Origin of the sequence: Burkholderia ubonensis subsp. mesacidophila (genome assembly GCF_002097715.1) — a bacterium.
Classification (GTDB): Bacteria; Pseudomonadota; Gammaproteobacteria; order Burkholderiales; family Burkholderiaceae; genus Burkholderia; species Burkholderia mesacidophila.
In genome coordinates this window covers 121735-146941 of record NZ_CP020740.1, presented here as the reverse complement: position 1 = coordinate 146941, position 25207 = coordinate 121735, and the positions used below count along the sequence as shown (strand labels likewise).

Annotated in this window: 36 protein-coding genes and 1 pseudogene; 24 read left to right on the top strand and 13 right to left on the bottom strand. The window is 63.9% G+C overall.

Going from position 1 to position 25207, the window contains the following annotated elements:
* Positions 1–74: 74 nt before the first annotated feature.
* Complete coding sequence (locus B7P44_RS35775) at positions 75–320, top strand: hypothetical protein (RefSeq protein WP_084910988.1); 246 nt, start codon at positions 75–77, stop codon at positions 318–320.
* Positions 321–459: 139 nt separating this feature from the next.
* On the opposite strand, the gene B7P44_RS35770 is transcribed toward B7P44_RS35775, so the two are convergent.
* The gene (locus tag B7P44_RS35770) at positions 460–870 is read right to left on the bottom strand and encodes a hypothetical protein (RefSeq protein WP_231716885.1); all 411 of its coding nucleotides are present in this window, start codon (positions 868–870) and stop codon (positions 460–462) included.
* A 271-nt stretch (positions 871–1141) separates the two neighbouring features.
* Between B7P44_RS35770 and B7P44_RS35765 the strand changes: the two genes are divergently transcribed.
* From B7P44_RS35765 to B7P44_RS35740, 5 genes are all read left to right on the top strand, one after another.
* Positions 1142–1819 (top strand): helix-turn-helix domain-containing protein, encoded by a 678-nt coding sequence (locus tag B7P44_RS35765; protein WP_084910984.1) that lies wholly within the window; start codon positions 1142–1144, stop codon positions 1817–1819.
* Positions 1820–2109: 290 nt separating this feature from the next.
* Entirely contained in the window at positions 2110–3192 is a 1083-nt protein-coding gene (locus tag B7P44_RS35760; protein WP_084910982.1) for a hypothetical protein, read from the top strand.
* Between the two features lie 222 nt (positions 3193–3414).
* A complete protein-coding gene (locus B7P44_RS35750; RefSeq protein WP_231716884.1) occupies positions 3415–4050 on the top strand; it encodes a hypothetical protein in 636 nt (211 codons plus the stop codon).
* Between the two features lie 41 nt (positions 4051–4091).
* Entirely contained in the window at positions 4092–4511 is a 420-nt protein-coding gene (locus B7P44_RS35745) for a hypothetical protein (RefSeq protein WP_084910978.1), read from the top strand.
* A 4-nt stretch (positions 4512–4515) separates the two neighbouring features.
* A complete protein-coding gene (locus B7P44_RS35740) occupies positions 4516–4863 on the top strand; it encodes a hypothetical protein (RefSeq protein WP_084910976.1) in 348 nt (115 codons plus the stop codon).
* Between the two features lie 88 nt (positions 4864–4951).
* Here B7P44_RS35740 and B7P44_RS35735 read toward each other — a convergent pair.
* A protein-coding gene (locus tag B7P44_RS35735) for an IS3 family transposase (protein ID WP_088511613.1) occupies positions 4952–6186 on the bottom strand; the annotation gives its coding sequence in 2 pieces (ribosomal slippage) (positions 4952–5832 and positions 5832–6186; 1236 coding nt in all).
* A gap of 36 nt (positions 6187–6222) precedes the next feature.
* Here B7P44_RS35735 and B7P44_RS37040 point away from each other — a divergent pair.
* Positions 6223–6612, top strand: coding sequence for a hypothetical protein (locus tag B7P44_RS37040; protein WP_096645230.1), 390 nt, complete (start codon positions 6223–6225; stop codon positions 6610–6612).
* Here B7P44_RS37040 and B7P44_RS35730 read toward each other — a convergent pair.
* The 3 genes from B7P44_RS35730 to B7P44_RS37035 form a co-directional block, all read right to left on the bottom strand.
* On the bottom strand, positions 6569–7588 hold the full coding sequence (locus B7P44_RS35730) for an AraC family transcriptional regulator (RefSeq protein ID WP_084910974.1): 1020 nt from the start codon (positions 7586–7588) through the stop codon (positions 6569–6571). The two genes, B7P44_RS37040 and B7P44_RS35730, sit on opposite strands and share 44 nt — an antisense overlap.
* Before the next feature lie 16 nt (positions 7589–7604).
* On the bottom strand, positions 7605–8057 hold the full coding sequence (locus B7P44_RS35725) for a GNAT family N-acetyltransferase (protein WP_084910972.1): 453 nt from the start codon (positions 8055–8057) through the stop codon (positions 7605–7607).
* A 206-nt stretch (positions 8058–8263) separates the two neighbouring features.
* On the bottom strand, positions 8264–8593 hold the full coding sequence (locus B7P44_RS37035; RefSeq protein WP_133118024.1) for a hypothetical protein: 330 nt from the start codon (positions 8591–8593) through the stop codon (positions 8264–8266).
* Here B7P44_RS37035 and B7P44_RS35720 point away from each other — a divergent pair.
* The 9 genes from B7P44_RS35720 to B7P44_RS35685 all read left to right on the top strand — a co-directional run bounded on the left by B7P44_RS35720 (position 8592) and on the right by B7P44_RS35685 (position 15544).
* The gene (locus B7P44_RS35720; RefSeq protein WP_407924059.1) at positions 8592–9437 is read left to right on the top strand and encodes an ABC transporter permease; all 846 of its coding nucleotides are present in this window, start codon (positions 8592–8594) and stop codon (positions 9435–9437) included. The two genes, B7P44_RS37035 and B7P44_RS35720, sit on opposite strands and share 2 nt — an antisense overlap.
* The gene (locus B7P44_RS35715) at positions 9424–10275 is read left to right on the top strand and encodes an ABC transporter permease (RefSeq protein ID WP_084910970.1); all 852 of its coding nucleotides are present in this window, start codon (positions 9424–9426) and stop codon (positions 10273–10275) included. Before B7P44_RS35720 ends, B7P44_RS35715 begins: the two co-directional genes overlap by 14 nt.
* On the top strand, positions 10272–11303 hold the full coding sequence (locus B7P44_RS35710; protein WP_084910968.1) for an extracellular solute-binding protein: 1032 nt from the start codon (positions 10272–10274) through the stop codon (positions 11301–11303). The genes B7P44_RS35715 and B7P44_RS35710 overlap by 4 nt, the downstream gene beginning before the upstream one ends.
* 663 nt (positions 11304–11966) lie before the next feature.
* On the top strand, positions 11967–12272 hold the full coding sequence (locus B7P44_RS35705; protein WP_084910966.1) for an H-NS histone family protein: 306 nt from the start codon (positions 11967–11969) through the stop codon (positions 12270–12272).
* 886 nt (positions 12273–13158) lie between these two features.
* The gene (locus B7P44_RS35700; RefSeq protein WP_133118025.1) at positions 13159–13362 is read left to right on the top strand and encodes a hypothetical protein; all 204 of its coding nucleotides are present in this window, start codon (positions 13159–13161) and stop codon (positions 13360–13362) included.
* Positions 13363–13535: 173 nt separating this feature from the next.
* A complete protein-coding gene (locus B7P44_RS35695; RefSeq protein ID WP_084910962.1) occupies positions 13536–13760 on the top strand; it encodes a hypothetical protein in 225 nt (74 codons plus the stop codon).
* Between the two features lie 150 nt (positions 13761–13910).
* The gene (locus B7P44_RS37030) at positions 13911–14111 is read left to right on the top strand and encodes a hypothetical protein (RefSeq protein ID WP_133118026.1); all 201 of its coding nucleotides are present in this window, start codon (positions 13911–13913) and stop codon (positions 14109–14111) included.
* Positions 14112–14147: 36 nt separating this feature from the next.
* Positions 14148–14585: a hypothetical protein gene (locus B7P44_RS35690; protein WP_084910960.1), complete on the top strand. Its 438-nt coding sequence runs from the start codon at positions 14148–14150 to the stop codon at positions 14583–14585.
* Positions 14586–14716: 131 nt separating this feature from the next.
* Entirely contained in the window at positions 14717–15544 is an 828-nt protein-coding gene (locus tag B7P44_RS35685) for a hypothetical protein (RefSeq protein ID WP_084910958.1), read from the top strand.
* 40 nt (positions 15545–15584) lie between these two features.
* On the opposite strand, the gene B7P44_RS38035 is transcribed toward B7P44_RS35685, so the two are convergent.
* The gene (locus B7P44_RS38035) at positions 15585–16004 is read right to left on the bottom strand and encodes a hypothetical protein (RefSeq protein WP_157721154.1); all 420 of its coding nucleotides are present in this window, start codon (positions 16002–16004) and stop codon (positions 15585–15587) included.
* On the opposite strand from B7P44_RS38035, the gene B7P44_RS38030 reads away from it, so the two are divergent.
* From B7P44_RS38030 to B7P44_RS35675, 5 genes and pseudogenes are all read left to right on the top strand, one after another.
* The gene (locus tag B7P44_RS38030; RefSeq protein ID WP_407924058.1) at positions 15904–16260 is read left to right on the top strand and encodes a phage integrase family protein; all 357 of its coding nucleotides are present in this window, start codon (positions 15904–15906) and stop codon (positions 16258–16260) included. The two genes, B7P44_RS38035 and B7P44_RS38030, sit on opposite strands and share 101 nt — an antisense overlap.
* A gap of 115 nt (positions 16261–16375) precedes the next feature.
* The gene (locus B7P44_RS38025) at positions 16376–16501 is read left to right on the top strand and encodes a hypothetical protein (RefSeq protein ID WP_407924057.1); all 126 of its coding nucleotides are present in this window, start codon (positions 16376–16378) and stop codon (positions 16499–16501) included.
* A gap of 55 nt (positions 16502–16556) precedes the next feature.
* Positions 16557–16832 (top strand): hypothetical protein, encoded by a 276-nt coding sequence (locus tag B7P44_RS38020; RefSeq protein ID WP_167389847.1) that lies wholly within the window; start codon positions 16557–16559, stop codon positions 16830–16832.
* A gap of 38 nt (positions 16833–16870) precedes the next feature.
* Positions 16871–17134: pseudogene (locus B7P44_RS36065) on the top strand (antitoxin Xre/MbcA/ParS toxin-binding domain-containing protein); the annotation flags it as partial.
* Entirely contained in the window at positions 17131–17604 is a 474-nt protein-coding gene (locus tag B7P44_RS35675; protein ID WP_084910956.1) for an RES family NAD+ phosphorylase, read from the top strand. The pseudogene B7P44_RS36065 and the gene B7P44_RS35675, both read left to right, overlap by 4 nt.
* A 425-nt stretch (positions 17605–18029) precedes the next feature.
* Here the strand turns inward: B7P44_RS35675 and B7P44_RS35665 are convergent, their stop codons facing one another.
* The 7 genes from B7P44_RS35665 to B7P44_RS35635 all read right to left on the bottom strand — a co-directional run bounded on the left by B7P44_RS35665 (position 18030) and on the right by B7P44_RS35635 (position 21856).
* Positions 18030–18437, bottom strand: a complete 408-nt coding sequence (locus B7P44_RS35665) for a hypothetical protein (protein ID WP_231716883.1) — start codon at positions 18435–18437, stop codon at positions 18030–18032.
* Positions 18438–18547: 110 nt separating this feature from the next.
* Positions 18548–19288 carry a hypothetical protein gene (locus B7P44_RS35660; protein WP_084910952.1) on the bottom strand — a complete coding sequence of 247 codons (741 nt, stop codon included), beginning with the start codon at positions 19286–19288 and terminating at the stop codon, positions 18548–18550.
* A gap of 9 nt (positions 19289–19297) precedes the next feature.
* Positions 19298–19663, bottom strand: coding sequence for a hypothetical protein (locus B7P44_RS35655; protein WP_084910950.1), 366 nt, complete (start codon positions 19661–19663; stop codon positions 19298–19300).
* A 22-nt stretch (positions 19664–19685) separates the two neighbouring features.
* On the bottom strand, positions 19686–19877 hold the full coding sequence (locus B7P44_RS35650; RefSeq protein ID WP_084910948.1) for a hypothetical protein: 192 nt from the start codon (positions 19875–19877) through the stop codon (positions 19686–19688).
* Between the two features lie 56 nt (positions 19878–19933).
* The gene (locus B7P44_RS35645; RefSeq protein WP_193834341.1) at positions 19934–20713 is read right to left on the bottom strand and encodes a hypothetical protein; all 780 of its coding nucleotides are present in this window, start codon (positions 20711–20713) and stop codon (positions 19934–19936) included.
* Positions 20714–20770: 57 nt separating this feature from the next.
* Positions 20771–21520: a hypothetical protein gene (locus B7P44_RS35640; protein ID WP_084910945.1), complete on the bottom strand. Its 750-nt coding sequence runs from the start codon at positions 21518–21520 to the stop codon at positions 20771–20773.
* A gap of 12 nt (positions 21521–21532) precedes the next feature.
* Positions 21533–21856 carry a hypothetical protein gene (locus tag B7P44_RS35635; RefSeq protein WP_084910943.1) on the bottom strand — a complete coding sequence of 108 codons (324 nt, stop codon included), beginning with the start codon at positions 21854–21856 and terminating at the stop codon, positions 21533–21535.
* Positions 21857–22194: 338 nt separating this feature from the next.
* On the opposite strand from B7P44_RS35635, the gene B7P44_RS35630 reads away from it, so the two are divergent.
* The 3 genes from B7P44_RS35630 (at position 22195) to B7P44_RS35620 (ending at position 24993) form a co-directional block, all read left to right on the top strand.
* Complete coding sequence (locus B7P44_RS35630; protein ID WP_084910941.1) at positions 22195–22914, top strand: hypothetical protein; 720 nt, start codon at positions 22195–22197, stop codon at positions 22912–22914.
* Positions 22911–23486 carry a hypothetical protein gene (locus B7P44_RS35625; RefSeq protein WP_084910938.1) on the top strand — a complete coding sequence of 192 codons (576 nt, stop codon included), beginning with the start codon at positions 22911–22913 and terminating at the stop codon, positions 23484–23486. The genes B7P44_RS35630 and B7P44_RS35625 overlap by 4 nt, the downstream gene beginning before the upstream one ends.
* 586 nt (positions 23487–24072) lie before the next feature.
* Positions 24073–24993, top strand: coding sequence for a DUF6602 domain-containing protein (locus B7P44_RS35620; protein ID WP_084910936.1), 921 nt, complete (start codon positions 24073–24075; stop codon positions 24991–24993).
* Positions 24994–25207 lie beyond the last annotated feature (214 nt).

The following is a 25207-nucleotide window of genomic DNA, read 5'->3' as shown; positions in this document are numbered from 1 at the left end:
TAGCGGGATCTCACCACGATTGAGCGGACGCGGGGACGCACTTCTATACTTCGCAACATCCAACGAGGACCATCATGCTGAACAATGCGGAAATTGCCATCGCAATCCCGGTCGGGCTCATCGCGACCATCGCGCTGCTGCGGCTGGACGGCGGCTACCTGCGCTTGATCGCCGCAACGCTGGCCGTCAGCGCCTGGGGCACGCTCGCATGGAGCGCGCTGGCACCGGCCACGCTGTTCCCGTGGGGGCGCGGGGTAATCCACGTAACCAGCGTCGTTGTCGGGCTATGGGCGGGCCGGCGCACGCCGGCATACGTCTGAGGCGGCGACACGCCCGGCTCCGGCCGGAGTTTTGTCGCGCGCCGTCAATGCCGCTAAGTCCGCTTAGCGGCATTGCTGTATAGGGATATATCCTTGAACGGCATTGGATGACGACTGTCCGGCGACGGCCCAGTTCATCTCACGGCTCGCCTCGACGCTCCGGCCGCCCGGCCTTCCGGATCTTGCCGGCCGCCTCGGCGGCTGCTTCCCTGAACACCTGCCAGGCCGCCTCCAGTTCCAGCATCAAGCGCTCCGCGTCGGCCGTCAATCGCTCGCGGTTGGCCTCCAGCCACGCAGCGAGCGCCGAGATGTCGGCGCGATCGTCGGCGAGGCGCCCCGGCGTGGCGAAGTGCCGATGCAGATCGTTGGCCGACACCGCGCGGCCGAACAGCACCTGCATCAGATGGCGCGTCGTCGTGATCGTCGCATCGGGCGGGGGCGGCTCGATCGCCTGGACGAACGCGATGACCGCGCGGGCACGCGCGCGACGCTTGATGCCGCTCATCAAGCCGAGCAACTGGCGATTCCCGATATCCGGGTGGTCGAGCATGGCCAACACGGCGGCGTCGTGATCGGCTGGAGTGAAGAGATGCATGGCGCTTGTGCTCTATGGAGATATATTCTTATACAGCAACGTCGAGAAGGTGACCAGTCCGTTGGCGGTCCCGCATCACGCGTCAATGCCGCCAAGGCGTATTAGCGGCATTGCGCTTAATGGGTCAAAACGCCACCGGGCCGTTTTATCCGACGCCTGACACGTCTTAAAGACGTGCTATGCTGAGTCATACGTCTTTAAGACGGGTTCCTGTTCAGGAGGCTTTATGTCGGTGTTGTACGTCTACCGCTGCCCGGCCTGCGGCAAACGCGGCGAGGTCCATCACCCGGACGACAGCTATGACGGCGCGGCGGCCACGTGCGAGAAGTGCTACGGCCCGGTCGCGCTGGAGTGGGACGGGGGCGTGACGCTCGAAGTCGCACCGCACGACGGCGGGCCGACGCCCGACGAGATCAAGTCGGCCCGCCTGCGCGGCCGGCGCACCCAGGCGCAGGTCGCCGCGCTGCTCGGCGTGAAGGAGCGCCAGGTCCAGCGTTGGGAGGCCGGCCAGGCCCCCATGCCGATCGCCGCGTGGTTGCTGCTGCGCCGGTCGTGGGGCTATCGCTATCCGAGCGACTTCGCGCCGGCGCCGGGCCCGATGACGCGCGGCTGGGACGCGCAACGCGATCGCCAGCGCGACACCATCGAAAATGGCGACGTGGTCGAGCTGCAGCCGGTCTACGGCCCGTTGCTGCGCGCGACCGTCTGCCTGGATCGCATGCACGACGGCCTGGTCGACGAAGACGGCTACGGCGCGTTCGTCACCGAGTTCGTCGGCGCCGCCGGCGCCGGCGGCGAATACCGTGGCTTCTTCATTCCCGAACGCGTGACCTTCGCGCGCGCGAACGTGATTCACCTCGAGCAGCGCACGCCGCGCGCGGCGACACGAGCGCCCGGAGCGTGAAACCATGAGCCAGCCCTTGACGATTCGACTGACCCCGGCGCAGACGCGGTTTATGCGGACCTTCGATTCACCGTCGGACTTGAACCTCGCAACCCGATGGGAATACAAACCGGACGAACTACAGGTCGCGCGTGCATGCGCCCCAAAAGGGCTGCTCAACATCGTGGGCGCCCCCCCAAGGGCGCGTATTTCGAGATCACGTTGACCGTGGACGGCATCAATGTCGCTCAAGCGGCCCTGATGCATTCGGCCGATGCACCGGCCGCCCGACCCTGAACGGGAGCCCTGCAATGCGCAAGGAATATGACCTGCAGACCGACGTGCTCGCGACGATCGTCGCGGCGACGCCCGTCACTGCGAAGCACGCAGATTTGTTGACGGCCTTCGCTACGCGCACCGAGTTTCGCGGCGTGCGCCATGTGAAGGCGCGCGACGAGTTCAGTGCGCAGCCGGCGCGCATCATCGACGCCGACGGACGCGAGATCGCCCCCGACTACCGCGCGTGGATCGACGCGCAGCTCGCCGCGCTCGGCTCGGCGCATGCCGTATGGCAAGCGCACAAGGACGCCGGCTACCGGCTGGTCGAAATCGAGCCGGTGCTGCATTACTTCGTGCACGACCGCGGCGGCGACCCGGACAACTTCGTGCAGCTTGAGGTGTGGGAGGAGCAGCAATTCGTCGAGCGCGAGGTGTTCCCGCGCGACACGTACTGGGGCCTGCCGCGCGAGGACGAACTGCGCAGAGGGTGGTGCAGCGTGCCGGTCGAGCGATGCGAGCGGCGCCTTCTCGGCGCGCCGCGCTATCGCCTGCAGGCGGTCACCGACATGCAGCGCTTCATGGCGCTCGCCGAGGCGACCTACAGCGAGCGGCGGCAGCGCGAAGGCGATCGGCAACTGCTCGAGCGCAACCTCGATACGGGCGAGTCCCGCGCGGTCACGACGCGAGAGCTCGTGCCCGGCTACGACCGGCAGCAGTGGCGCGGCCGCCGCTTTTTCGACGACTGGGCCGCGTCAAGCGCGGGCCGCGCCGGCGAGCGGCTCTGTCAGCGCTGGGTGATTAAAACCGAGGACTACGACGATCCGCGCAGCGGCCGCCATCTGGACTATGTGCCGGCCTGGACTCACACGCGCAAGCTCGCGGAACTGAAGAACACGGCCAAGCTCGACGCGTACAGCCTGTATGGGAAGCTCGTGCAGTTCGACCAGCGGATCGGCCATCGCTTCGCATGGTACTTCTACGGCCTTCACGGCAACCTGGTGAAAAGTGGCCAGCTGGAGCGCGTGCTCGAGGCGGCCGAGGCCGGCCTGATCGTGCTGCCGGAGCACGATTATCAGGTGTTGCGGCGCTGGGGCGACGACCAGTACGGGTTTTGACGGAGGCGCACCGGCGTGCAGCGGGTCCGACTTTCGAGGCTGGCCTGCGAGAACGTGCACAGGCTCGGGCAGACGATCGCGGGCTTCGATGCGTTCGACGCGTGGTTGTGTGCACATATGATCGGCGTCTGCCGCGCGGGACCGCGGCGCACAACGGCGATGCCAATGTCGATGACCGCAGTAAATAACGTGCCCCACCACTGAAAAAGGAACGTCATAGGCATGCCCGAACTGAACGAAATCTGGAAAGTCGTCGAGGAAGTCGCGAAGCCGCTCGGCGGCTTCATTGCCGCCGGTGGTATCGCCCACTGGTTCCAGCGTCGCCGCGACCAGGCGACGGCGCGAATGGATCGCGCGCGCGACAATGCCGAGCGCCTCGAGCAGTACGCGTACGACACGCATGACCGGATCGAGGCAAATAACGAGGCCCGTCCCGACGACGGCCCGTACAAGTTCACGTTGCCCGCACTTGCCGACGCGGCGTCGACCGGAGATGGGCACCGCGACCACGCGCTGCTGAACGCCTATCGCGATCTGCAGATCGAGATCACGCGCGCCAACCGATACGTTGCTCTGACTGACCAGGGCCAGTGGCACGGCGATTCGGCACTCGACACTCTGGACCGGCGCGCCTACCGTGTCGCGGCGCGCGCGCTCGAGCTTGCGGACGCCTATCGTCGTCGCGTCGACATGCGCCGCGCGCCGCTGGCGCCGGCAGAAATCAAGCTGGAGCGTTACATCCGCGACCGGGCGCGATTCGACGCCGGCTGGCCGTCGGTTGTGCGACCGATGGCGTGCGTGCGGTACGCACGTGCGCGCCGTCGCCTCGTGCGCGCCGGCTATGTCCGATTGAACTAGCACGCGTGAGACTACTGGTGACACAGAGACAGGGACCCACCATGCCAAACGAGTTCAGCCGTCGCGCCGCGCTGGCCGCCGTACAGGCGACGCTCGCCGACGCGATTGCGCACGACTTCCGTGACGCGCTTCCCATCGCTCGCTATGTCGACGCGCTGCCGGGCTGCGCCCCGAGGCCCGGCTACTGCCACGACCAGGTCGACTTGTGGCTTCGGTCGCATCCCGGCGACACGCCCGTGCGCGGCTGGCTCAATCAAGCCGATTTCCTCGTGGCGATCCGGTTCGTGTCGCACTCGCTGGTCCGCACGGCCGCCGGCGACCTGCTCGACGTCACCTATGCCGCGCCGAGCTACCCGCAACACTTCATCGAACATCCGGTGGCCGCCGGCGACTTTTTCGCCCTCGTGCGGGACGAGCCGCCGGTGCCCTACATCGACGTGGCGCTACCTGACAGGAGTTGAATCGATGGCCCGTTCCTCTTCCAAGAAACCGCCGGCCCGGCCGACGCCCCGCCCCGCCGACGCGGTGGTGTTCGCGGTCGCGATGCGCTCGGGTGACGTCGAGGTGATCGGCATCCCGTTCGTGCATCGCGGCCGCACGTGGGCCGTACATGGCATTGTCGGCGTGCCCATCAGAGAGGCGCCGCATTACACCGTCTCCGACGTGCTGCTCGGCCGTCAGGTGCCCGGCTCTGAGGCGCGGTCGATCGACGCGTCGCGCGCGGCTGCGATCGCAACGCTTGACGCGATCACCGACGAGAAATGGACGGAAGCCTTCGGCGCCGGCCAAGCGGCGCAAGTCACCGCGGCCTAACCGACGATGGCCAACCGACCCCAGCAGCTGACACTCCCCCCGCTGCGCACCTGGACTTGCCCCTGCATGACCGGACACGCGGTCGCGCTTAGGTTGGAGAATTTGCTTGCTGGCGAAACTCGCGTGGCGAGCGGTATTTCAAGGCGCTGTGCGGATGCGACTCGTTGTAGTGGTCGAATGCAATGGCCAGGTTCTGCAGCGCCGTTCGGGCGTCGGGCTTGGGCATCCACGACACGTAATCACGCTTCATCGTTTTGACGAAGCTCTCGGCCATCCCGTTGCTTTGCGGACTTCTGACGGGTGTCGTAACCGGCTTCAGGCCGATTTCCCGCGAGAACGTCAGCGTCTCGCCGGCAATGTAGCAGGAACCGTTGTCGCTCAACCACTCGATTTCGCTGTCAGCCTTCAAAGCACCGGCAAAACGGTTTTCGACCGCCTGAAGCATCACGTCGCGCACCATGTCGCCGGTGTAGCCGCCCGTGGTCGCCGCCCAGCTCATGGCTTCCCGGTCGCAGCAGTCCAGTGCGAAGACGACGCGCAAGGGGGCACCGTCGTCGCAGCGGAATTCGAAACCGTCCGAGCACCAGCGCACGTTGCTTCGGTCCACCGCGACCTTGCCATCGTGCCGACGCGTAGACGGGGCATGACGAGGTCGGCGTTCGAGGAGGAGGCCGTGGCGACGCATGACGCGATACACCCGCTTTGCATTGACGCGAGGTTGGCCCAGCGCGTCCCGGCTTCGCCTCAGCAGCGCCCATGCACGCCGGTAGCCGTACGTGGGCAGGTCGGCAACCAGCTCTTGAAGTTCGGCGACGAGCGGCATGTCATCCAGAACGGGCGTCTTGCGCCGGTCGACCCATTCAGCGGGGCGCTTCGATTTGACCGTGAGATTCGAGCGCGACACACCCAGGACGTTACAGACCGTCTTCAACGGTCGTCCCCCGGCAGCAATGGTGAGCGCGCAATCAATTTTTTTGCTCGACCGTACTCCACTGCTTCGCGGAGAATTTCCACTTCCATCGTTTTCTTGCCCAGCAGCCGCTGGAGTTCGCGAATCTGCTTCATCGCTTCGGCCAGGTCCGATGCCGGAACCACCTGTTCGCCGGCACTGACCGCCGACAGGCTTCCATCCTGATAGAGCTTGCGCCAGGCGAAGACCTGGTTGGCATTCACCTGATGGCGACGGGCAACCCCCGATACAGTGGCGCCTGGCTCGAAGGTCTCGCGCACGATCGCGAGCTTCTCCTCGACAGACCGACGGCGGCGCTGCTCCGGCTGGGTCAGAACTTCGACAGGTTCTACGTTGTGGTTAGGCTTAAACATAGGCAGAAGACTACCTCATAATTTAAGCGTTACCCCGTGTCCGGTTTTCGCGGGGGCCGGCCCAGCACCTATACCCGCACGGAGTTCACCGTGCTGCGCGCGCGTGTGAAAGGCCTGCCGACCGCGACAATCGCGCAGCTTTACCTCGACGCTGACAACACCGAGCCGCTCGAGGGGGAGCACCTGCAGCGCACGATGCGCGGCGACCTGGTCGCGCGTGCTGCAGGACAGTCAGTGGTCATCCTCGCAAACGTGCAGGCATCGATGGTGGAACGTCGCGAGCAGCGCATGCCGACCGTGTCCGCGCAAAGGTTTGAGCAGGTCGTTGTTGGCGGAGCAAGCGGGGCAATGCTCGTATATCCATGCTCACTCTATGCAGCGATTACTCAGCCACGACTTTTGACCATCGCTTCATCGCCCGGCTGAATGCAGAAGTATTTTTGTACCCCAATCGCGCTGCGATCTCTTTGATCGAATATTCCTTTTCGGCGAGATATTGCGATGTCAGATCTTGACGAACAATGTTGTGCATAGCGCTGAACGATGTTCCCATTTCTTGAAGCTTTCGCTGCAAGCTGCGCAGTGAAATCCCAAGCTCTCTAGAGAATTCGGCGACGTCTTGACAGGCGGGGTTTTCATACATCAGGCCAAGTAGTCGCCCGATGAGGTCAGAGGGGACCCAGTGCGCCAGCTCGAATTCGCGTTTCGAGCACGCCTTCTTTGCCAATTCGAATTCTATCGGGTGTGCCAGTGGAAGCCCGATTTCAAGTATTGATCGATCGAACTCAAGAAAGCTTTCGCTCGAATTGAATTCGATTGGGCAGTCAAAATATGCCCCGTAAGATTCCGCATGCGGTGGCTCCGGATAAGCAAACCCAATCTTCATAAATTCCGGATACCTTCCGATCAAATCGTGCATTTCTCGACGAATGGCGGTGAAAACCATGTCGGTATTCAGTACAAGGAGGTCCGCGCGATAGGTATAGCCACCGACCGTAATTCTGACCACATCGCCCTTGGTCGTTATCCTCATCCTGAAATAGCTGATCCCAAGCAATGGATGCTCGAAGCCAAGGCGCAGCGCGTCACCCAACGTCGGGCTTACCAGCATTGCGTGGGCTCGCAGGCCGTACGAAGTCACCGGGATCGCGTTTCCGATATGAAGCCCGATCGCGGTGTTGCCGGTCGCCTCGAGCGCATTCGCAAACAGCACCATTTCCTGCGCGTGCGTCACCATTGCGTTTGGTCGCTCGACGTCCGAGGCCGAGATGCCCGTGCCTCTCAGCAGGACGTCGACGGGAACCCCCATACGCTTCATGAAGTCGAGCGTGATGAAGATGGTATGAAGCGGCGCTGGACGTTGCGCTGCAGTGCGGTGACTCACGTCGGCTACCGGCTTCATTCGACTCCTTGGATATCTAATTCCCTAGCGACTTCGTAAACACGACCTGGCATCCATACTCGTCCAGCTCGCCGCGCTTCCACCCTAGACGCTGGTAAAAGCCATCGGCTCGCGAGCCCGGGTCGGTCACGAGCGTGACTTGCGCGACGCCTTTTTCCTTCAACCATGTCAGCGCACGGCCGAGCAGCTCGCGGCTGATGCCGGCACCATGGAACGACGGCCTCACAAACAAAGCGGTGATGAACGGCTTTTCGGTGATGACCGGCAGACAAATCCCAACCACCTCATCACGGCATTCACAAATCCAGCCGCCTCCCTGTCTGATTTTCTCGATCAAGAGGTTGCGGTTGAGGAGGTGAACTTGGTGGGGGTGGATTCTATTCTCGCTCACGGAGAATCGCACGTCATAAAAAGCGCCGATGTCGCGTTCAGTCATCCGGCGGTATTCTAGCTTCTCAGCAATGGCCATATTCGTTATAGTCTCTCATTTCATTATACGAAATATACGTGGTGCGACTTAGGCAACTATCTCACGATTTTTGCAAATTCACCAACGATCATGACGCGGGAGCCGGATAGTTGTCCAGGTGTGCAGTCGCGCACCGCGGGTCAGACTACCGACTGGCGAAGCCGCTTACCGTCATAAGGGTCGCCAGCCGGGCGCCGGAATGCGGCTCAATACCCGCGACCGGTTAGTGCAACTTGACGATTGGCCGACGTTAAAATGCACCCACACCAATCCAAATAAGACCAGAGCACAATAATTTCTATATTCGCAATAGTTTCATAAAAAATGTCGACAGCCAAACTTATAATGGCATTGGCGCTCAGGGATAACACATTGGCGCGAACGGCACGTGCGCCGACTATAAATGAATCGGGCGATTTGGTACGCTTCTTGCCAACCGAATTGACCGATTTGAGGTAATTGGCAGTGCGCCAAATCCCCATACTCAGCCTGTTGAAATCGTGGCGGACGATGAGCGACCCGACGGTGCTCGTCATGATCGCAGGCGTGGTCATTCCCATGATCATCCTGGCCGTGGTCTCGCTCAGCATGCCGCTCGACTTTGGCGGCGTCGCGTGGGGTCACTTCACTGCTCGGGCGTACGAGCGGGTTGTTTTCGATTGGGACTGGGATGGATCGCGTGTTCTTCAGCAGGGCTATCTCGCCATTTTCGCCCGGTCGGTGACCATGGCCCTGCTGACCACCGCGGGTTGTCTGGCAATCGGATTCCCGACGGCGCTGTTCATGGCGACGCGCCGGCGGAAAGCGAAGGCTGCGTTGTTAATCCTGATTACGATTCCGTTCTGGACCTGCGTTGTTGTCCAGATGTACGGATGGATCATCGTCATTGCCGACGACGGCTTGCTGAACCAGTTATTGATCAGAGGAGGCTTCATGCAAGGCCCGCTCGGCTTGCTCTACACCGATCTCGCAACGGTGGTCGGCCTCGTCTACGCGTTCACGCCGTTCATGGTCCTGCCGATCTTCGCGGCGCTCGATGATCTCGACTGGCGGTTGGTCGAAGCGGCCTACGATCTCGGGGCACACAAGCCGGCCGCACTTATCCATGTCGTCGTACCCTGCTGCCGTCCGGGCATCATGGCGGGCGTGGGGCTCGTCTTCGTTCCCGCACTGGGGTCCTATACGATCCCCGGGCTGCTCGGTGGCAACCACGCGTTCATGATCGGCAACTTGATCGATTTCCAGTTCGCCGGCGGCCGGGATTGGCCTTTGGGCGCCGCCATGTCGTTCGCCTTGCTTGCCATCGTGCTCCTGGCCATGCTCGTGTCTCGACTGGGTTCCCTTCTTCAACGACAGGAACGTCGTCATGAGTTCGCCTGAGCTGCGCCGGTTTCCGTTGACTGCGGCAATCGCGATCGCAGTGCTGTTGTTCCTCTATTTGCCGATGCTGATCGTGATATGGATGAGCTTCAACGTCGGCCCGTCCGCACTCATCTGGGACGGGTTCGGTGTCCGGGGCTATGTGGAGGCTTGGTCGGATCCGACGCTGGTCCGGGCCGCGAAGAACTCACTCAGTCTGGCGATGATGTCGATGGTGCTGTCCACCGCACTGGCGACGAGCGCGGCGGTTGCATGGTGGTCGAGAAGTGCGCAGCACGGTTTCGACCCGGCGGGACTTCTCATCGCGCTTCCGCTGGCAATACCCGAAATCGTGCTGGCGATCGCCACCATGATGTTGTTCTCGATGTTCAAGACCGACCTTGGATTTGGCGTCGTACTGTTCGCGCATGTGGTCTTCAGTGTGCCGCTTGCTTACCTGCCGATCAAAGCCAGACTCAAGAGAATCGATCGCACGTTGCTCGAGGCCGCTGCGGACCTGTCAGCCACACCTTGGGCGGCGTTTCGACAAATCACCATGCCGTTAGCGCTACCAGGCATTGTCGCGGGAGCACTGCTGTCGTTCGTCGCGTCGATGAATGACTACGTCACCAGTTACTTTCTCGCTGGCGCCGGCATGACCACATTGCCGATGTACATCTTCAGTGCGATGAAGATCGGCATCACACCAAAAGTCAGTGCTGTTTCAACCGTCGTCATCGGCCTTTCGTCGGTGCAACTGATCGCCGTGTGGATCCTCGGTGCTCGAGGTAAAGGGCGGTCCGCGGACAGGCTGGACGACGTAGGTCAATCGAATCTCCAAGCAATAGGAACGCTATGAAAAAAGCAATCGGGGCGATGTTGCTTCTTGCCGCTGTCACAACCCAGGCCGCCGAGCTGCATATCGGAAGCTGGCCGGGCATCCTGCCTGTGAACTTGCTCAAGAAGTTCCAGGCGGATACCGGCATCGAGACGACACTCGACACCTATGCGAGCGACGCAGCGCTGACCCAGAAACTGCAGGCGGGAGGAGGAGGGTACGACGTCGTGGTGGCCGGTGACTACTATGTCCCGGTGCTGGTGAAATCCGGCCTGTTGCTCAAGCTCGACAAGAGCAAGTTGCCGAATATCGCCAACATCAAGCCGGAATATCGCCACCCGACATTCGATCCTCAGCGTGACTACGCGATGCCCTTTACGGTCGTGCTGACTGGGTTTGCGTACGACAGCGCGCGTGTGCCAGGCGGCCGGCTCGACGATAGTTGGAAATCCTTCTTCGAGCCTGCCGAGGCGCTGCGCGGGCAGGTCGGCGATCTGGACGTCGAGGAGGAGCTGTACATGGCCGCGAGCTGGTATCTGGGACAGGATGAATGCACCGAGCGCCCCGAGGATGCGAAACGCGTGCTCGACGTCCTGCAGAAACAGAAGTCTTTCGTGAAGACCTACAGCAACGACGGAACGATCGACCGTCTCGCCACCAGGCAAATCACTGTTCAGCACGTCTGGAACGGCGCTGCGGCGCGCGCACAGGATCGTCTGACGACCATTCGATTCGTGTATCCGAAAGAGGGCGTCCGGTTGTTCATGGACAGCCTCCTTATCCCCGCAAAAGCGCGGAACGTCGAATCGGCCTACAAGTTCGTCGACTGGATGATGCGGCCTGAAAACATCGCGCTGGTAACGAACGCGATTCGGTACAGCAACGAGATCGTCGGGTCGGAGCGCTACATCGACCCTGCGCTGCTGAACAACCCTGCGATCAAAACGCCCGAGCAGTACAAGGATCGGCTCAAGCCGTACAAGATGTGCTCGCCCGCGGCGATTCAACTGCGCAATAAGGTCTGGTTGAAGCTGAAGGGGAATGCTTGAATGGCGCTGAACCCCGTTGACCTCGCGGATAAACGATCCATTCCTGCGGAGGGGTGATCAATCGTGACGACGCCTCGCTGCATTTTGTGGAAGTCGTGCAGTGGGGGGAGCGGGGCGAAGACGGGTTCCTAGACGGAGCGGCCGCAGACGATGCTGCGAACAACGCCTGCGGCCTGACCTTGGCGTACACATTGAGAGACCACCATGGCTGACCGTATATTACGACAACATTGCCTGACCGAAGCGCATTGCGTGAGCGCACCCGTCTATGCTTCGGCCCGATTCGCCCGCGGCGATCGTAGTCCCCTGCGACGGTCGAACGACAGACCGCAGGCCAGGCACGCTTGCGCCGGCGGGATCTTGCGCACGCGAGCCTCATGTTTGCATGACCACAAAAGGCCATCCAGATCTCACTTTCGCGGTGCTTGTTTTCTTGGCGCACCAGTTCATCCCGGCGAAGACACGTAGCCTCGGTCGCCGGCCCCGCCTGTGTTCGGCGACTCGCTAGCTCTCAGCGCAGGCGGTTCGCGATCTCCCCTCTCGATCGCGCTTTTTATTCCACGTGGTCATTGCACTCAATATCATATGTAGTCCGACGTTTTTTTAAATGCGATGGCCACAGTCAAACCTAATCAAAGAATCGTTCAATTCAGAAGGGTCAGCATGCCAACCTACCAAGAACTGAAAGCCAAGGTACGAGCACTTCAAGCTCAGGCGGAGCTCGCTCGCAAGAATGAAGTACAGAGCGCCGTAATGGATATTCAGAAAAAGATCGCCGAGTTCGATCTGAAGCCGGAGGACCTGTTTACAGGTATTCAAACCAAGTCGCGTCGGGTAAAGCGTCGCAGTCCGGCTATAGCAAAGTACCGCGATCCCGTCTCGGGTGCGGTCTGGAGCGGACGCGGGCGTGAACCTCGGTGGATTGCAGGCCGCGATCGCGAAACGTTCGTGATCCACAATATGCCATAGCGGACTATAGCGTTCGCTTCGTTCAACTAGATCGAACTTCAGGTGAAACGCCCGCGCCGCTGCTCAACATATCCCAACGGCAGGTTCGGTATGAATTTGCCGCCGTGCGAGCGAAAGCCGGGCGCACGCTACCTCCCGCGCAGCCATGTCTCCACGTTCCGGGATCGCCCGTATCCGCGCCGCACTCGGTCGCTTTCGCGCAATCATACTTGCCACTGGTCTCGGCCCAGATCGGAAGCCCGTTCGCGCTCGACTATCGAGTGCTTCAATCGACTGCGAAGCCGTCCGGTCGGCTCTCGCCGACGTCGCTCGCGCGGAAGCTTGCGTTACCGAGTTGGAGAAGTTGGAGATGCGGTATTTGGCACTGGAAACGGCGCGCCTCCCGAGCGTCCGCGCCCGTATTGAGCGGATAGGCTCACGTGTACGGAAGGCTCGGTGCCACGCAAAGCGCGCGCGCGCCCACGCCGATACAGCCATTTTGATTCTTCTGAGCCGCATCGATGCCCAATTGGACTCTGCATCAGAAGACCTAGCGCGCCACGTTGATTTCGCAAAGCGGTCGCGCCAGCTTGCTGATGACCTCCTCGAAATTTCGCTCACGTTGGAGCGGCGGCAAAAGCGTCGTTCTCTGCGAGCCGGTGAGCACCACATCTTGTAGTCCTGTTGCTATAACGGTCGCGAGTGGCAGTTATCCGCGCCGATCATACGGAGTGTCATAGGGGTATGGAGTTGTGGCTACGCGTATCCGGCTTCGGTCGCACGGGCCTTCCGAACGTTCGGGCACGTCCATCGCGATTCGCTCGGCGGTAGGGAGGGGAGACATATGGTGCGCTGGACAGGCGAGCGTCGGCGTCGGGCGCGGCCGACGCCACACAGCATCCGCGAGATGCCCGCGTTCATCGAGCCGGCGCTCGCGGTGCTGATGCAGCGCCCACAGGCGAGCGGCGCCCGAGCATACGAAATCGAGTTCGACGGCTATCGGATGCAGGCGCGGCTCGACGCCGGCGACGTGCCGCTGTTCATGCACAACGGACACGACTGGACCAATCAACTACCGGCCGCCGCGCCGCACCCGCCGGCGCCGGCATGATTGGCCGTTTCCGAGGAAACCCCAATACCCCTCACGACCAGCGACGAGCGCACCACGAGCACGTATAATTGTCTGGTTATTCGCTCGCGGAGCGCGTCGTCGCTGAACCATTCAATTATCGCGCCCGCGGCCTGGACGACGACCGTGGACGCCGAATACGAAGGAAGACAAGCATGATCACCGAGATGCAAGATGAAATCGTCCAATTCTTGCGGGCGCGCGGCAACGGCGCCTACTCGAAGCTGCAGCTCCATTTCCATCTGCAGGGCCGGCAGCAGGAGTTCATCGCGGCGTTTGACGCGTTGGTCGAGGCAGGGCAGATCCAGATTAGCGGCGGCATAGTAAAGCTAACCGCCCCGGCGCTGGTACAGCCGGATGGCGACGAGACTGCGCAGTAACGCCCAAACCCGGCTCCGGCCGGTTTTTTTTGCGCGCGATCAATGCCGCTAATTCGTATTAGCGGCATTGCGGTTAATCCCTCAAACCTCCTATAGTCCGATCTGAGCAGCGCCCGAGCAGGGCGGCCGGCGTCTCCCTGACCCCGAACCTTGACCTACCAAGCCCTCACCGCACGGGCCGAGCGGACGATTCGCCGTCTGGTGGCCAACAGCCGCGATCAGGCGATCGGCGCGCTGCAGCTGTGGGAGGATCTCGTGACGGAGATGATGGCGTTCAACCGCCCCGGCTATGTGGCCGACCGCGCCCGCCTCTCGGCGCTGATCCCCCGCGACGACCCGCCGGCCGCCTGAGCCGCCCACACACCGTCACGGAACGAAGGAGGCAGCATGTCTACCCAAACTTGGCAACGCGTCGACCTCGCGCGCGAGCAGCTCGAGACGGCACTCACGCTGTTCCTCGACCATGCGCGCTATGCGTCGGCCATCACGCTGGCCGGCACGGCCGAGCGTGTGCTCGGCCAGGCGCTGCGCCACCGCGGCGACGCGGCGGTGATCGACGGGCACTTCGACCAGATCGCGCTCGTTCATGCGTTGCTGCACGGCAAGCCCTTGCCAAAAGGCGCGTTCGTCGACGCGCAAAACCGCGTCTACAACGCGCTGCGTCATTTCGACGCCACCGACGCACCGAGCTTCGACGCCGACCTGCAGGAAGCCGCCTGCTGGATGCTGGTGCGTGCCTGCGACAACGCGCACCGGCTCGGGCTGACGGTCGCGGGCTTCGACGCGTTCGATGATTGGTTCTATACGCATGTGGTCGGCGTCTGACGACCTGCGCCAGCGGTCGGCCGTGCAAGCGGCCCTGGCCGAAGCCGGCCGGAATCTTCCCGCGTGCCGGGCGGGCGCTCGCCGATTCAGGCGACAATGACCTACGACAACGCTTTGACCTCGACCGCCCTATGAGCCTTCGCGAATTCTTCTTTCGTCGCGCAATGAAGCTCGTCACCAAGACGCCGGCACCCGATCGCATTCCCCTGTCGGCGCCCCGGATCTACGGTCGCAGGTTCTTCACGGCGACGATCAGCAATCTCGCCGTCGGCGACGTGCTGGTGCGCGAGGCGCGGCACGACGTGCTGGTGGCGGACGCGTGGGATGAGGCAACCGAACGCTACCAAACGCCGGTTCACCTCACCTATGCCGAGGCCAGCACCGGCGATGTCGCGCTGATTTCCTATCTGCGCCAGTACGAATTCCGATCGGACAACCCGACGCGCTTCGTGCTTGGGGTGTGGCTCCGCGGCTACCGCGTCCAGGCGTGCTGGGACGACTTCAGGCAGGGGCGGTATAACCGTCGCACCATCGAGCGGCGCCGACGCATGGACGTGCTGCGCACGCTGCTCGAGCATTCGATGAGCGAACCCAATACGCCGCTGGCTGCGTTCGGCGTGTTGCGGCACCAGCTCGGCGAGCGTTGGATCTTCCATCCGGCTCGGCAGGAGTTGCTCAATCAGACTGAGTTTACGTTACAGGCGTTCGCGGCCGACGGCCTCGCGCTCATTGCGAACAACGGGGGCGGATATCGTGCCGCGCCGCGCGCGATGACGGTGCTGGACGAGTACGACACCGAGGAACGCCGGCACCGCGACAATCGAACCATCCAGCGGTTCGTGGCCGTCTTCGGCGCGCTCGCGGTCGCCGCGGCGATTGTGCAGGCCGTGGCAAACGTCAAGCAGGCGTGGTTTTCGGACCGGCCCGTCACGCCGGACGTCGTGATCAAGTCGTCATGAAGAACCGTCCGTAGCAGCTGACGCTGCCCCCGCTGCGCACCTACAGCCGCACCGAGAACATCGCGCTGCGCACGTGAAAGGCCTGCCGATCGCGACGATCGCGCGGCTGTACTTCGACACCGACACCACCGATCCGCTCGACGTCGAGCGCCTGCTGCGCACGATGCGCGACGACCTGGTCGCGCGCGCTGCGGGAGGGCTCGTCAGTGCTCGTGTCGCACCTGCAGGCGTCGATCGCAAAGTATGGCGAGCCGCGCCTGATGCCCGTGTCGCTGCAGCTGATCGAGCAGGCGGCCGGCGCGTGGGCGGCCGCGACGCCGGCCGCGGTCCACTCTGTCGGCCGCGGGTTTCGGCCGCTGGTGGCCGAGCGGCTCGCCGGCGAATGCCTTGCTACGCTCGGCGCGCTGGTCGCGCGCTGCAAGGAGCACGGCAGCAGCTGGTGTCGATCGGTGCCGCGCATCGGTGTCGGCCGGGCCCGCGTGCCGGTCGCGTGGCTGCGCAGGCACGCCGACACGCTCGGGTGGCGGTCGCCGTCGACGCGATCGACCCGCTGGTGGCGGCGGACCCGGCCAGCGAGCCGCTGCGCAGCCAGCTGGTGCCTCTCGAGCGGCTCGCCGTCCCGCATCCGCTGTCCGGTGGGCACGGCGCGAATCGCGTGCCGGCGCTCCCGTACGTCGCCGCGCAGCATGATCTCGACGCGATCCGCGCGTACCTGAACCACTACGCGAGCCGGGGCGCCACGCAACGCGCATAGCGGCGCGAGCTAGAGCGGTTCCTGCGGTGGGCGATCGTCGAGCGCGGCATCGCGCTGTCGTCGCTGCGGGTCGAGGATTGCGGCGCGCACAACTGGCTGCGCCGGGCGGCCCGTCGCTCGAAAGTCAGCGCTACGCGGTGCGCACGATGCGCGCGGCGTTCGAGTGGCTGATTAGGGTGCACTACCTGGCCGGCAACCCGTAGACCGCCGTCACCGACCCGAAGCCCGTCAAGCGCGCACAAGCTGCAGATCGAGCGGGTGCTTCCGTTCGACTTGTGCGCTTCCACCCGCGCGAGCCTCGCTGCGTGGAGCGACGGGGCCAGGCCGGCCGCGCGGCCCGCGCTCCAGCTGCATCCGGCCGATGGCGAGATCCCGGCGACCCGGGAGTTACGCGTGATCGGCAAGGGCAACAAAGAGCGCTTCGTGCCGATCGGCGCCGCCGGGCTTGCCGCTGATTGCGCCGCTGGTGATCCGCCGACGCCGCGCGCGCGAAATTCGCAGCCGACGGCGTCGACGCGGCCAACACGCAGATGAGCCGCGCCGGCGGCTATTCGGTTCGCGGCGCGCGCGGGCTGGCGCGCATCATCCCCGAGGCAACCTACAAGCGTCGGCGCGAGCGGCTCACGCAGGACGAATCCGAGAAGACCGAACGGCTAGCGCGAATCGTCGCGACCGCGGCGTACGTGTGGGATGACGCAGACGCGGCCCGCCAGTTCCTGGCTGCACCGCACCCGGAGCTCGAGGGGCGTGCGCCGCTGGACGTCGCGCTCACCGAGCTCGGCGCGCGTCGCGTCGAGGAAGTGCTGTGGAAGCTCTTCTACGGGCTTCCGGCATGAAGTTGTACCGCATCGCCGACACGCGGCACACGATCTGGAGCGGCACCGGCGCGATGCTGATCGGCGGACGCTTCAACAGCCCGGGCCGTCCGGTCATTTACGCGGCGCTGACGTTCGCGGGCGCCATGCTCGAGGTGCTCGTCCACGCGCGTATCGGCAGGGTGCCAAAGACGCACGCATGCGTCGAGTCGACCGTGTCCGATGACGTGAGCATCGAACGACACACCGCCGAATCGTTGCCCGAAGGGTGGGACGCCCCGGCGCAGCAGATCGCCCGTCGATTCGGCGACGCATGGCTGACGGAAGCGCGCAGCGCGATCCTGGTAGTGCCGTCGGTCGTCGCGCGCGCGGAATACAACGCGCTGGTGAATCCCGCACACCCGGACGCCGTACGGATTGTAGTTGCGGAACCGCGGCCGGTCGTATGGGATGAACGACTGTTTGTCATGCGGGCGGGCGGCGCATCGTAACCCGGCTGCGTGGCACGCGCCGCGGCGCGACGCCGCGCGCGAAATTCGCGATCGGCGACGGCGACGCGGACGTCAGCGTTCGTGACGTTGACTGCAACCGTCCAATATCAATCAGACCCCACAAAAACTTCGCTAGTCGATATTATGTCAAGCAACAAACACCCGGATGCTCTGAGCCCTAGCCGGATCAAAGAATTGGAAGGCGCTGGCTACACCGTGTACATGGCGTACGACGGGGATCCCGCGCTCTATGCGTGGATGAACACGAAGTCAGGAGCATCGCAAACGGAGCACAAAAAGGTACAACCGCTCCGCCGCACGAAAGCACAGGCGTGGGCCGATTGCGATGCGTACGCCAGCCTGGACATGCCGACGAGTCCTCAGCCTGACTGGGAAGACGAGACGAAGTAACTAGCCAGCGTTCTTCATGATTCGGCGCGCCCGGGCGAAGGGTGCGGACGCTCCTTTGGTACCGGCCGCATCGGGTGCTCGCCAGCGCGCGCGGCGTCCTGCCGGTCGCGCAAGCGCCGATTGCGCGCGACCTTGCGGTCGAGCGCGGGCGACGTCGCCGGCGGATAGGTGTCGACGTAGAGCGCGACGAGCTCGCGCTCGCTGTAGAACGCCTCGGGATTTACTACGGCTCGGAACGCCTCGAGCGTCGGGACTTCCTGGCCGGCCGCGGCGCCGGCGTGCGCGTCGCGCGGCAAGCTGCCCGGTTTCAAGCGCAACAGGTGCGCCGCGTCGGTGTTACGCGCGCGCCGCACGGCAATCGTCAGCGTGTCGCGCAGCGTCGCCAGCGTGCGGCGCGTCACGCGCACGTCGGTGTCCGGCAAGCTATAGTGCGTGCAGGACCGGCTCGTCGAGCCCCTCCAGATACGCGCGGTACAGCGCGAAGTGGGCGGGCGTCAGGCGCAGCAGCGCGCGGGTTTGGGTCGCTCGCACGTCAGCGGCCTCGCGTGGGCGCCGGGCTCAGCCAGCGCGTCCGCCGCATCAGCTTGCCAACCGCCCAACTCGTGACGACCAGCGTGACAAAGCCCCCGATCAAGTGCGCGGCCACAATCTCGGGCGGATCTTGCGTGACGGGGGCGTGATAGATCTTCCACGCGACATCGCCGGCGACCCACATGACGCCACCTGCCAAACCAATGATCCACTGCGGGGCATGCTCGGCGAGGCGGCGCCACTGGCGGGGGAAAGCAAACACGGCCAATACCGCGATCGCGACGAGCGCGCCCACCATTGGCTCCGTGCCTGGGTACATCACCTTGCCAGCACCGAATCCCACCGTGCCGGCGACCATCAGTGCGGCCACCCATCCCGCTCGTCCAAGCGGTTCGATCGGCCGCCCGTTTTCGGTGACCAGCTTCACGTAGAACAGCTGCAGGACCACGATGCCCAGCAACGCGGCCCCGAAGCCGGTCATCGCATGCTCGAGCACCGACAGCGCGTCGTCATGGCCCAGTGCCTTGACCACCTTTGCGCGCATGCGGCGCGCCTCTGGATCGCCAAGCAACGCCGCGTGGCGCCAGCCATTGCCCTTGTGCTCCAAGACCGCAACGACCGCGAAAAACGCGATCGCCACAAGGATATGCCACACGGCGCGCAGGCAGCGCCGCCCTTCCGCGGTAGCCAACCATTGACGCAGACGACGGGCCAGGGAAATGCGAGGGTCGATCGTGCTCATCGCGGATCCTTAGTCGAAGGCATGCAACAGCGGGACCGCGTAGCGCCGTTCCGCGCTGGCGGCATGCTCAACGAGCTCGACGTTGCGCGTGTCGCGCAACTCGCGCTCGAGGCTGCCCGCGATGTAGCAGTTAAAGCGCAGCTGGATCCCGAGGCCCTCGCGCACGAACCCGAGCAGAAATGGGTAACCGCCGTCGTTGACTACCAGGAACGCGTCGATCTGCCGATCGGGCATCGCGTCGGCGTATCGCAAGGTCACGAAGAACCCCGCTTCGCGCAAAAACAGTTCGTGGGTGTAGCCGCGCTCGGCCGCGAGTAGTAGCGCCGCGTAGGCGGTGGGTACGGGGCGTCCGTCATCGGTGGCCGCTTCATGCATGGGGGGATCCTGATTGTTCGGGTTACGCGTCGGAACGCAGGTGCAGCGCGAGCGCCGCGCGCAGATTCGATTCGGTCTGCGCGAGCCGGCACTGCAGCGCGTGCTTCTGGTCGACGACGACGGCAAACGCTTCCTCGCTCGCCTCGAGCTCGTGCGCGGCATCGAGCAACGCCTGCTCGACGCCGGCCGGCAACATGCCGCGGTACTGCTGCACGCAATGGCGTAAGTGCGCGGGTGTCGGGGAGCGACATTCCGGCGGGACGTGCGCGCTCATGCGACACCATCGGCCGCCTGGACCATCGGAAGCGTAGCCGGAAGCGGCCCAGGGGCATCCGGACATTCGCGCTGCAATCGGGTCCGGAGGTCGGGAATCAGTTCGATCGCCCCTCCCGATCGGACGTAGGTTTGCTTCAACTCGTCGAACTCGCGCTGCAGGCGCTCGAAGCAATCGGTCGCCAGTACTGACGCCGGCACTCCGATGGCGGACCGAATCTGTGTGGCCAGTTCTCCGGCAAGCAGCCCGTAGAGGATTGCGCGTTGACGGTCCAACTCATACGCATCGGCAGCGTCGACCCATTCCTGCGCGGCCATGTCATAGGTCCACTTGTCGCTCTCCGCGAGTGATAACGGCAGTTCACGACACTGTGAGTAGATTTCGATCGGGAGAGCAGTCCACTCCTTCGCGAGCGACCCGTCGAAGGCCAGCGGAGTCCACTCAACCGGCTCGCTTACTGGCTCGTCGTCGTGGTCAGGATCATGGACCCGTATCGATTCCGCGATCAGTGCGGCGCGTGCATCGGCATAGCCGACTGCCTGTTTTGCGAACGCTTCGAGCATCAGCGCCGCGTCGAGCTGCGCGGGCGCGCGCTGCTCGGCGAGCCTTGCCTTCTCGTGCTCGCGGCTCCGATGCTGGCCGTACAACGTAGCGAGCGCGGTAATGGTTGCCCCAATGGCCGCGCTCGACGCGACGATGCCGTACCAGTTCACCGACGCTTGCGCGACGGCCGGAGCGACTCGGGATGCCGCGACCGCTACTTCAGATGCCACCATATCGAGTTTTTCCTTGTGTAAGCGATTCGCCGCTCGGTAATCGCGGGGCGCGTGAGCTCAGGCGTTGGTCGCCGCCGATGTCGGCGGCGACAGCGTGCCGAGCAGGTGCTCGATCACATTCGGCAACTGGCGCGACAGCCGGACGCGCCAGTCCAACTCTCTGCGATACCAATCAAGTTTGCCCGGATCGAAGCTTCCGCCCACGGTGGGCTGACCCGAGGCGTTCAGCGGCACCCGGCTGAGAATCGTCATGATGCCGGCGTGGCTGAGGCTACTGTAGTGCTTCGCGACCGCAGCCAACTCGTCGAGACCGCTGTGATCGACCGCGAGTAGCTCAGCGTTCCAGGTCAGCTGCTGGATCGCGCGCTGCGCTTGGACGCGCGGATCGTCGACCATCACCAACGACCAGTACTCACCCAGCAGGTCGCCCTTCTTGCTGCGCGCGTCAAGCACCACTGCGCCATCGGCCGAACACAAGATCGACATCGCGACGCCTTCGATCGCCTGGCGCATCAGATTGCCGGCAGCCGTTCCCTTGCCGCCCAACAGCAGCTTGGTCGAGATCACAATGTCATCCAGCACGCCGAACATGAGCACATCCATCAGGCTACTGCGCTGGGTACGCAGCGCCGCGACCCGGGCATGCAGCGTCGGCAGCCGCTCAAAGCATTCGGCGAGGGTGCTCGCTAGGCGATCAAGCTCTGCACCCAGATGCTCGGCAAATTGCGCGCGCACCGCGCGGTCATCCTCGAGCAGCGCGCGGCGGACGAGTTCCGGAGTGCCGAGCTGGTCGACGGTCGACGACATGGCGGCTCCCAGTCACTGAGCTGACTTCCAGTAGAGATCGGGCGTTGCCAGCGTCACGGCCAGCGCCTCGGCGTCCGACAGGCCCTTGCGGACCTGATGGCCCTTTGTATCCTGTTCGCCGGCGAACACGAAGAAGTCGCGGGTTTCCGGGCCCTCTGACGTTTGACGCGTGAGCGGCTTGCGTTCATACGACGCCGTGATTGAAGGGACGTTGTCGAAGGGTTCGGGCCGGTAGGTGTAGACGACCGCGACGCCGGTGGCCGGGAATGCGTCGCCAGCGGGCAGCGGGCCGCCGACGCACAGGCACTCCTCGTTTTCGTGGGTGATGCTCGTCATGCTGATATTCCCCGTGAAGGTGTGGAGGCTCGCACAACGCGAACCGTGTTGATTGCCATGGAAATCGTAGCGCCGACCATCTGATCGACGCAGGGTCGTGCGCGGCGGCCGGCGAATCGATGGCCGTCCTGGCCCGCGGCCAAGGGTCTGACGAAAGTGTCGCCGAGAATCGCCAATCTGGCAAAAATCACTGATCTGAGAAGCCGAGCTAACAGATGTGGAATTTGCTGGCGGGAAAAAAGGAAGCATTTCTAGCACGGCCTCGACCCGGACCGCCACCCGGCCGTACCAGCGCCGGGTGCTACACTCGCCGCTCCGCTCCCACACGCCGAAACAAGATGAGCACCGCGCCTGTAGACCTGACGGAAACCCTGAACATCGAAGCGGCCTGGTTCGACCACGCGCCGGTCACGGTGGACCGTTCGGCCGTCGCGCCGGCCGACCAGCAAGGCTTCGACGTGGTCGACGACGAGACGATCACCCACCTCTGCGGCGCGCCGGGCGGGGCCACTATCAGAATGACGCGCGACCGCAACGCCTTGAAGTTTGATATCCGGCACGCCACCTATTTGGAAAGCGTCAACACGGTGAGTGTGCATCGCACACCGGCCTTCCGTTACCTGTATCTGGACTTCATCCACCTGAAACAGGATGCGCCGAGGGGCATGGGGGCGGCGATGCTGTGGCGAATGGTGCGCGCGTGCGACACGCTCGGGCTGGCCCAAATCCAGTGCCATGCGGCAGGAGGCATCAACATGCCCGCGCTGGCGAACGGCGACCGGGTGATGGGGTATTACGCGTGGCCGCGCTATGGCTTCGACGGACCGTTCATCGTCACGCAGGCGGATCAGGACATCGCCGACCTGTTCCCCTATTTCCCCGAAGGCCTGACCGATGGCTCGGTTTCCACGCTGTCGGAACTGTTCGAGACCAGCGGTGGCCCGCAATACTGGATGGTGGCGGGCGATGCGCGGGATCTCGCATTCGAGGTTGCCGCGTCCAGTCCGTCGGTGATAACGTTACACAGGTATCTGAACGAAAAGGAGTTTTTTGCATGAGCAACCCTGACCGCGAATTCCCGCAAGGCCGGCAGGGTGCCCGACGCGTGCGTGCCGGCTCGGGCCGGCGGTCTGCGTCGAAGGCGCTCAAAGGCCTGAAGGTGCTGAAGGACCCGAAAACGCAAAAGGCTGCGGCCCATTCCGGTCTGCTGGAGGCTCCGGTGCCGTCTGGTGCGATCCGGAAGGCCCGCTTTTACCTGCGTTACATCCAGCGACGGGAGAAGCGGACGGACGAGCGCCTGACCAACCTTGAGCGCGAGCTGTCGCTGATGAACAAGTTCGGCTCGCTCACGTTTGGGACGATCGGCGAGGGCGTGCCGCGTCCCGATGTGGTGACTGCCGCGATACTGCGCGATCCGCGCGAGCCGCTAACAGGGGACCATGTCGCGCGCAATGACTCGCTGGGGTTTGTGGCGATCGAGCGTCGTCAGCCCCCACGGCGACGCACGCTCAGCGGACCGCTCGATCCGTCCCGGATGACCCTAGAGTTCACCGATCCTGACGAGCAGGCCGAACAGGGCCGGGAAGAAATCCATACCCGTCTGGGCGTGCGCCCGCGCACGCGACCGTGACGATCCAGCACCCGCGCCGGCGGCGTACCGCCCCATCCTGAACCTGACGGCCCGTGCAGAAACTGCGCGGGCCGTCTGCATTTTGATCCGCGCGCGCGAAGGCCCGCGAGAGGATCTGCACGAACTCCTGAGCTGGTATGCGGGACATCTCCGCAGGCCGGGAAGCGCGCGAGCTGCTCGCAGTAAGTCACGATGGCGCCGACAATAGTCTGAATTGTCTGCGGCAGTGCGCCACGGACCCGCGGCGGCGATCGCGTCCTCGGACTCGGCCAGGGGTCGCGCCGATCTTGCCGCCATGGATTGGCCACGAACCCAGACCTGGCAAGGTTCAACGTCCGGCACCCGCGTGCGACAGGGAGCTAGGGAGCAGCGAGCGCTCCATCAACACAACATTAGTTGAAATTTGGACACAACTTTCGTTGTGTGAGCGGCGAATTCCAATATTGTTATCTGACCCCATATAATTATAGCCGTGATAATTCGTATTATCACGGTTACGCTTAGTGGCCTTAAATAGGGGTATGGCACTTTGCGCCTTGCCGGTTAAGGGGTCACCGACCCAATCCACCTGTCCATCGAGGTGTTTATGCCGTCTGCGCACCGGGCGCCGCCCGTCGATGTTCGCCAGTTGCTCCGTGCCGCTGCCGCCAGCCTGTGGGCCACGTTCGCCGACAGTGCCGCGCACGCACGCCCCGACCACAAGGGCGGCCCGCGCGAAGCGCGCGTGCGGCAGTTCCTGCGCGAGCGCCTGCCCCCGAAATGGGGCGTCACGCGCGGCCACGTGTACTATGCGGGCGACGCGACCACGCCCGAATTCGACGTGATCGTCTATGACGCGTTGAACTGCCCGGCGCTGCCGCTGGACATCGGCGACGACACCCGACGCCTCGTGCCGCTCGAGGCCACGCTCGGTGTGATCGAGGTCAAGTCGACGCTCGACGATCGCACGCTCGCGGCGGCGACCGCCAAGCTGGCCCAGTTCGATACCCTGCTGGAGCACGGCTTAACCGACAGCGGCTACCGCCCGTTCCGGCATGTGTTTGCATACCGAGTGGATCGGGACTGCGATTTCGACGGCTGGCTAACTCCGGCACTGTCCCTGACACGCTACGCTGGCGCGGGGTGCCAACCCGACGGCGTGTTCGTGCTGGACGACCATTTCTCGGTGCTGGTGAAGGGACACGGCTACGCGCACGTGTTCGGCCTCCACCGCGGCCAGACGCCCGACGAGGTCAAATGGACTGACCTCGAGCGCGAAGAAGAGCGTCTGGATTTCCAGTTCGAAGACGCCTGGTGCAACGACTATTTCTCGACGTCCGCGGTCGATGGTCTGGTGCTGCTGGCATTCCTGACCTTCGTGATTCAACGCGCCAGCCACTACCAGCCTTCCGACGTCAACTACGCGGACCTGTTCTGTCGCTGGGGTGGCTCAACACTGGGCGGGATGACCGATTTCCGCAGTCCGCCAGATCCGGATCTTTCGCCCGTGCCGATGCCGGAGGCCTGAACGTGACGAATCGGCCGCGCGGCCCAGACGCCTACGCGCTTCTAATCCGACGGCGCAGCGCGGCATGGGCACTCCGCGAACTCAAGACCTCGACCGGCTATCGGCCCGTCGATCGCGCGGCGCTCGCGTGATGTCCGCGCCGCTCCGTGCCGGCTTACAGGTCGATACCGTCCCGCCCGGTGTTCCTCCACGCCCACACGTCCGACTGGACCCG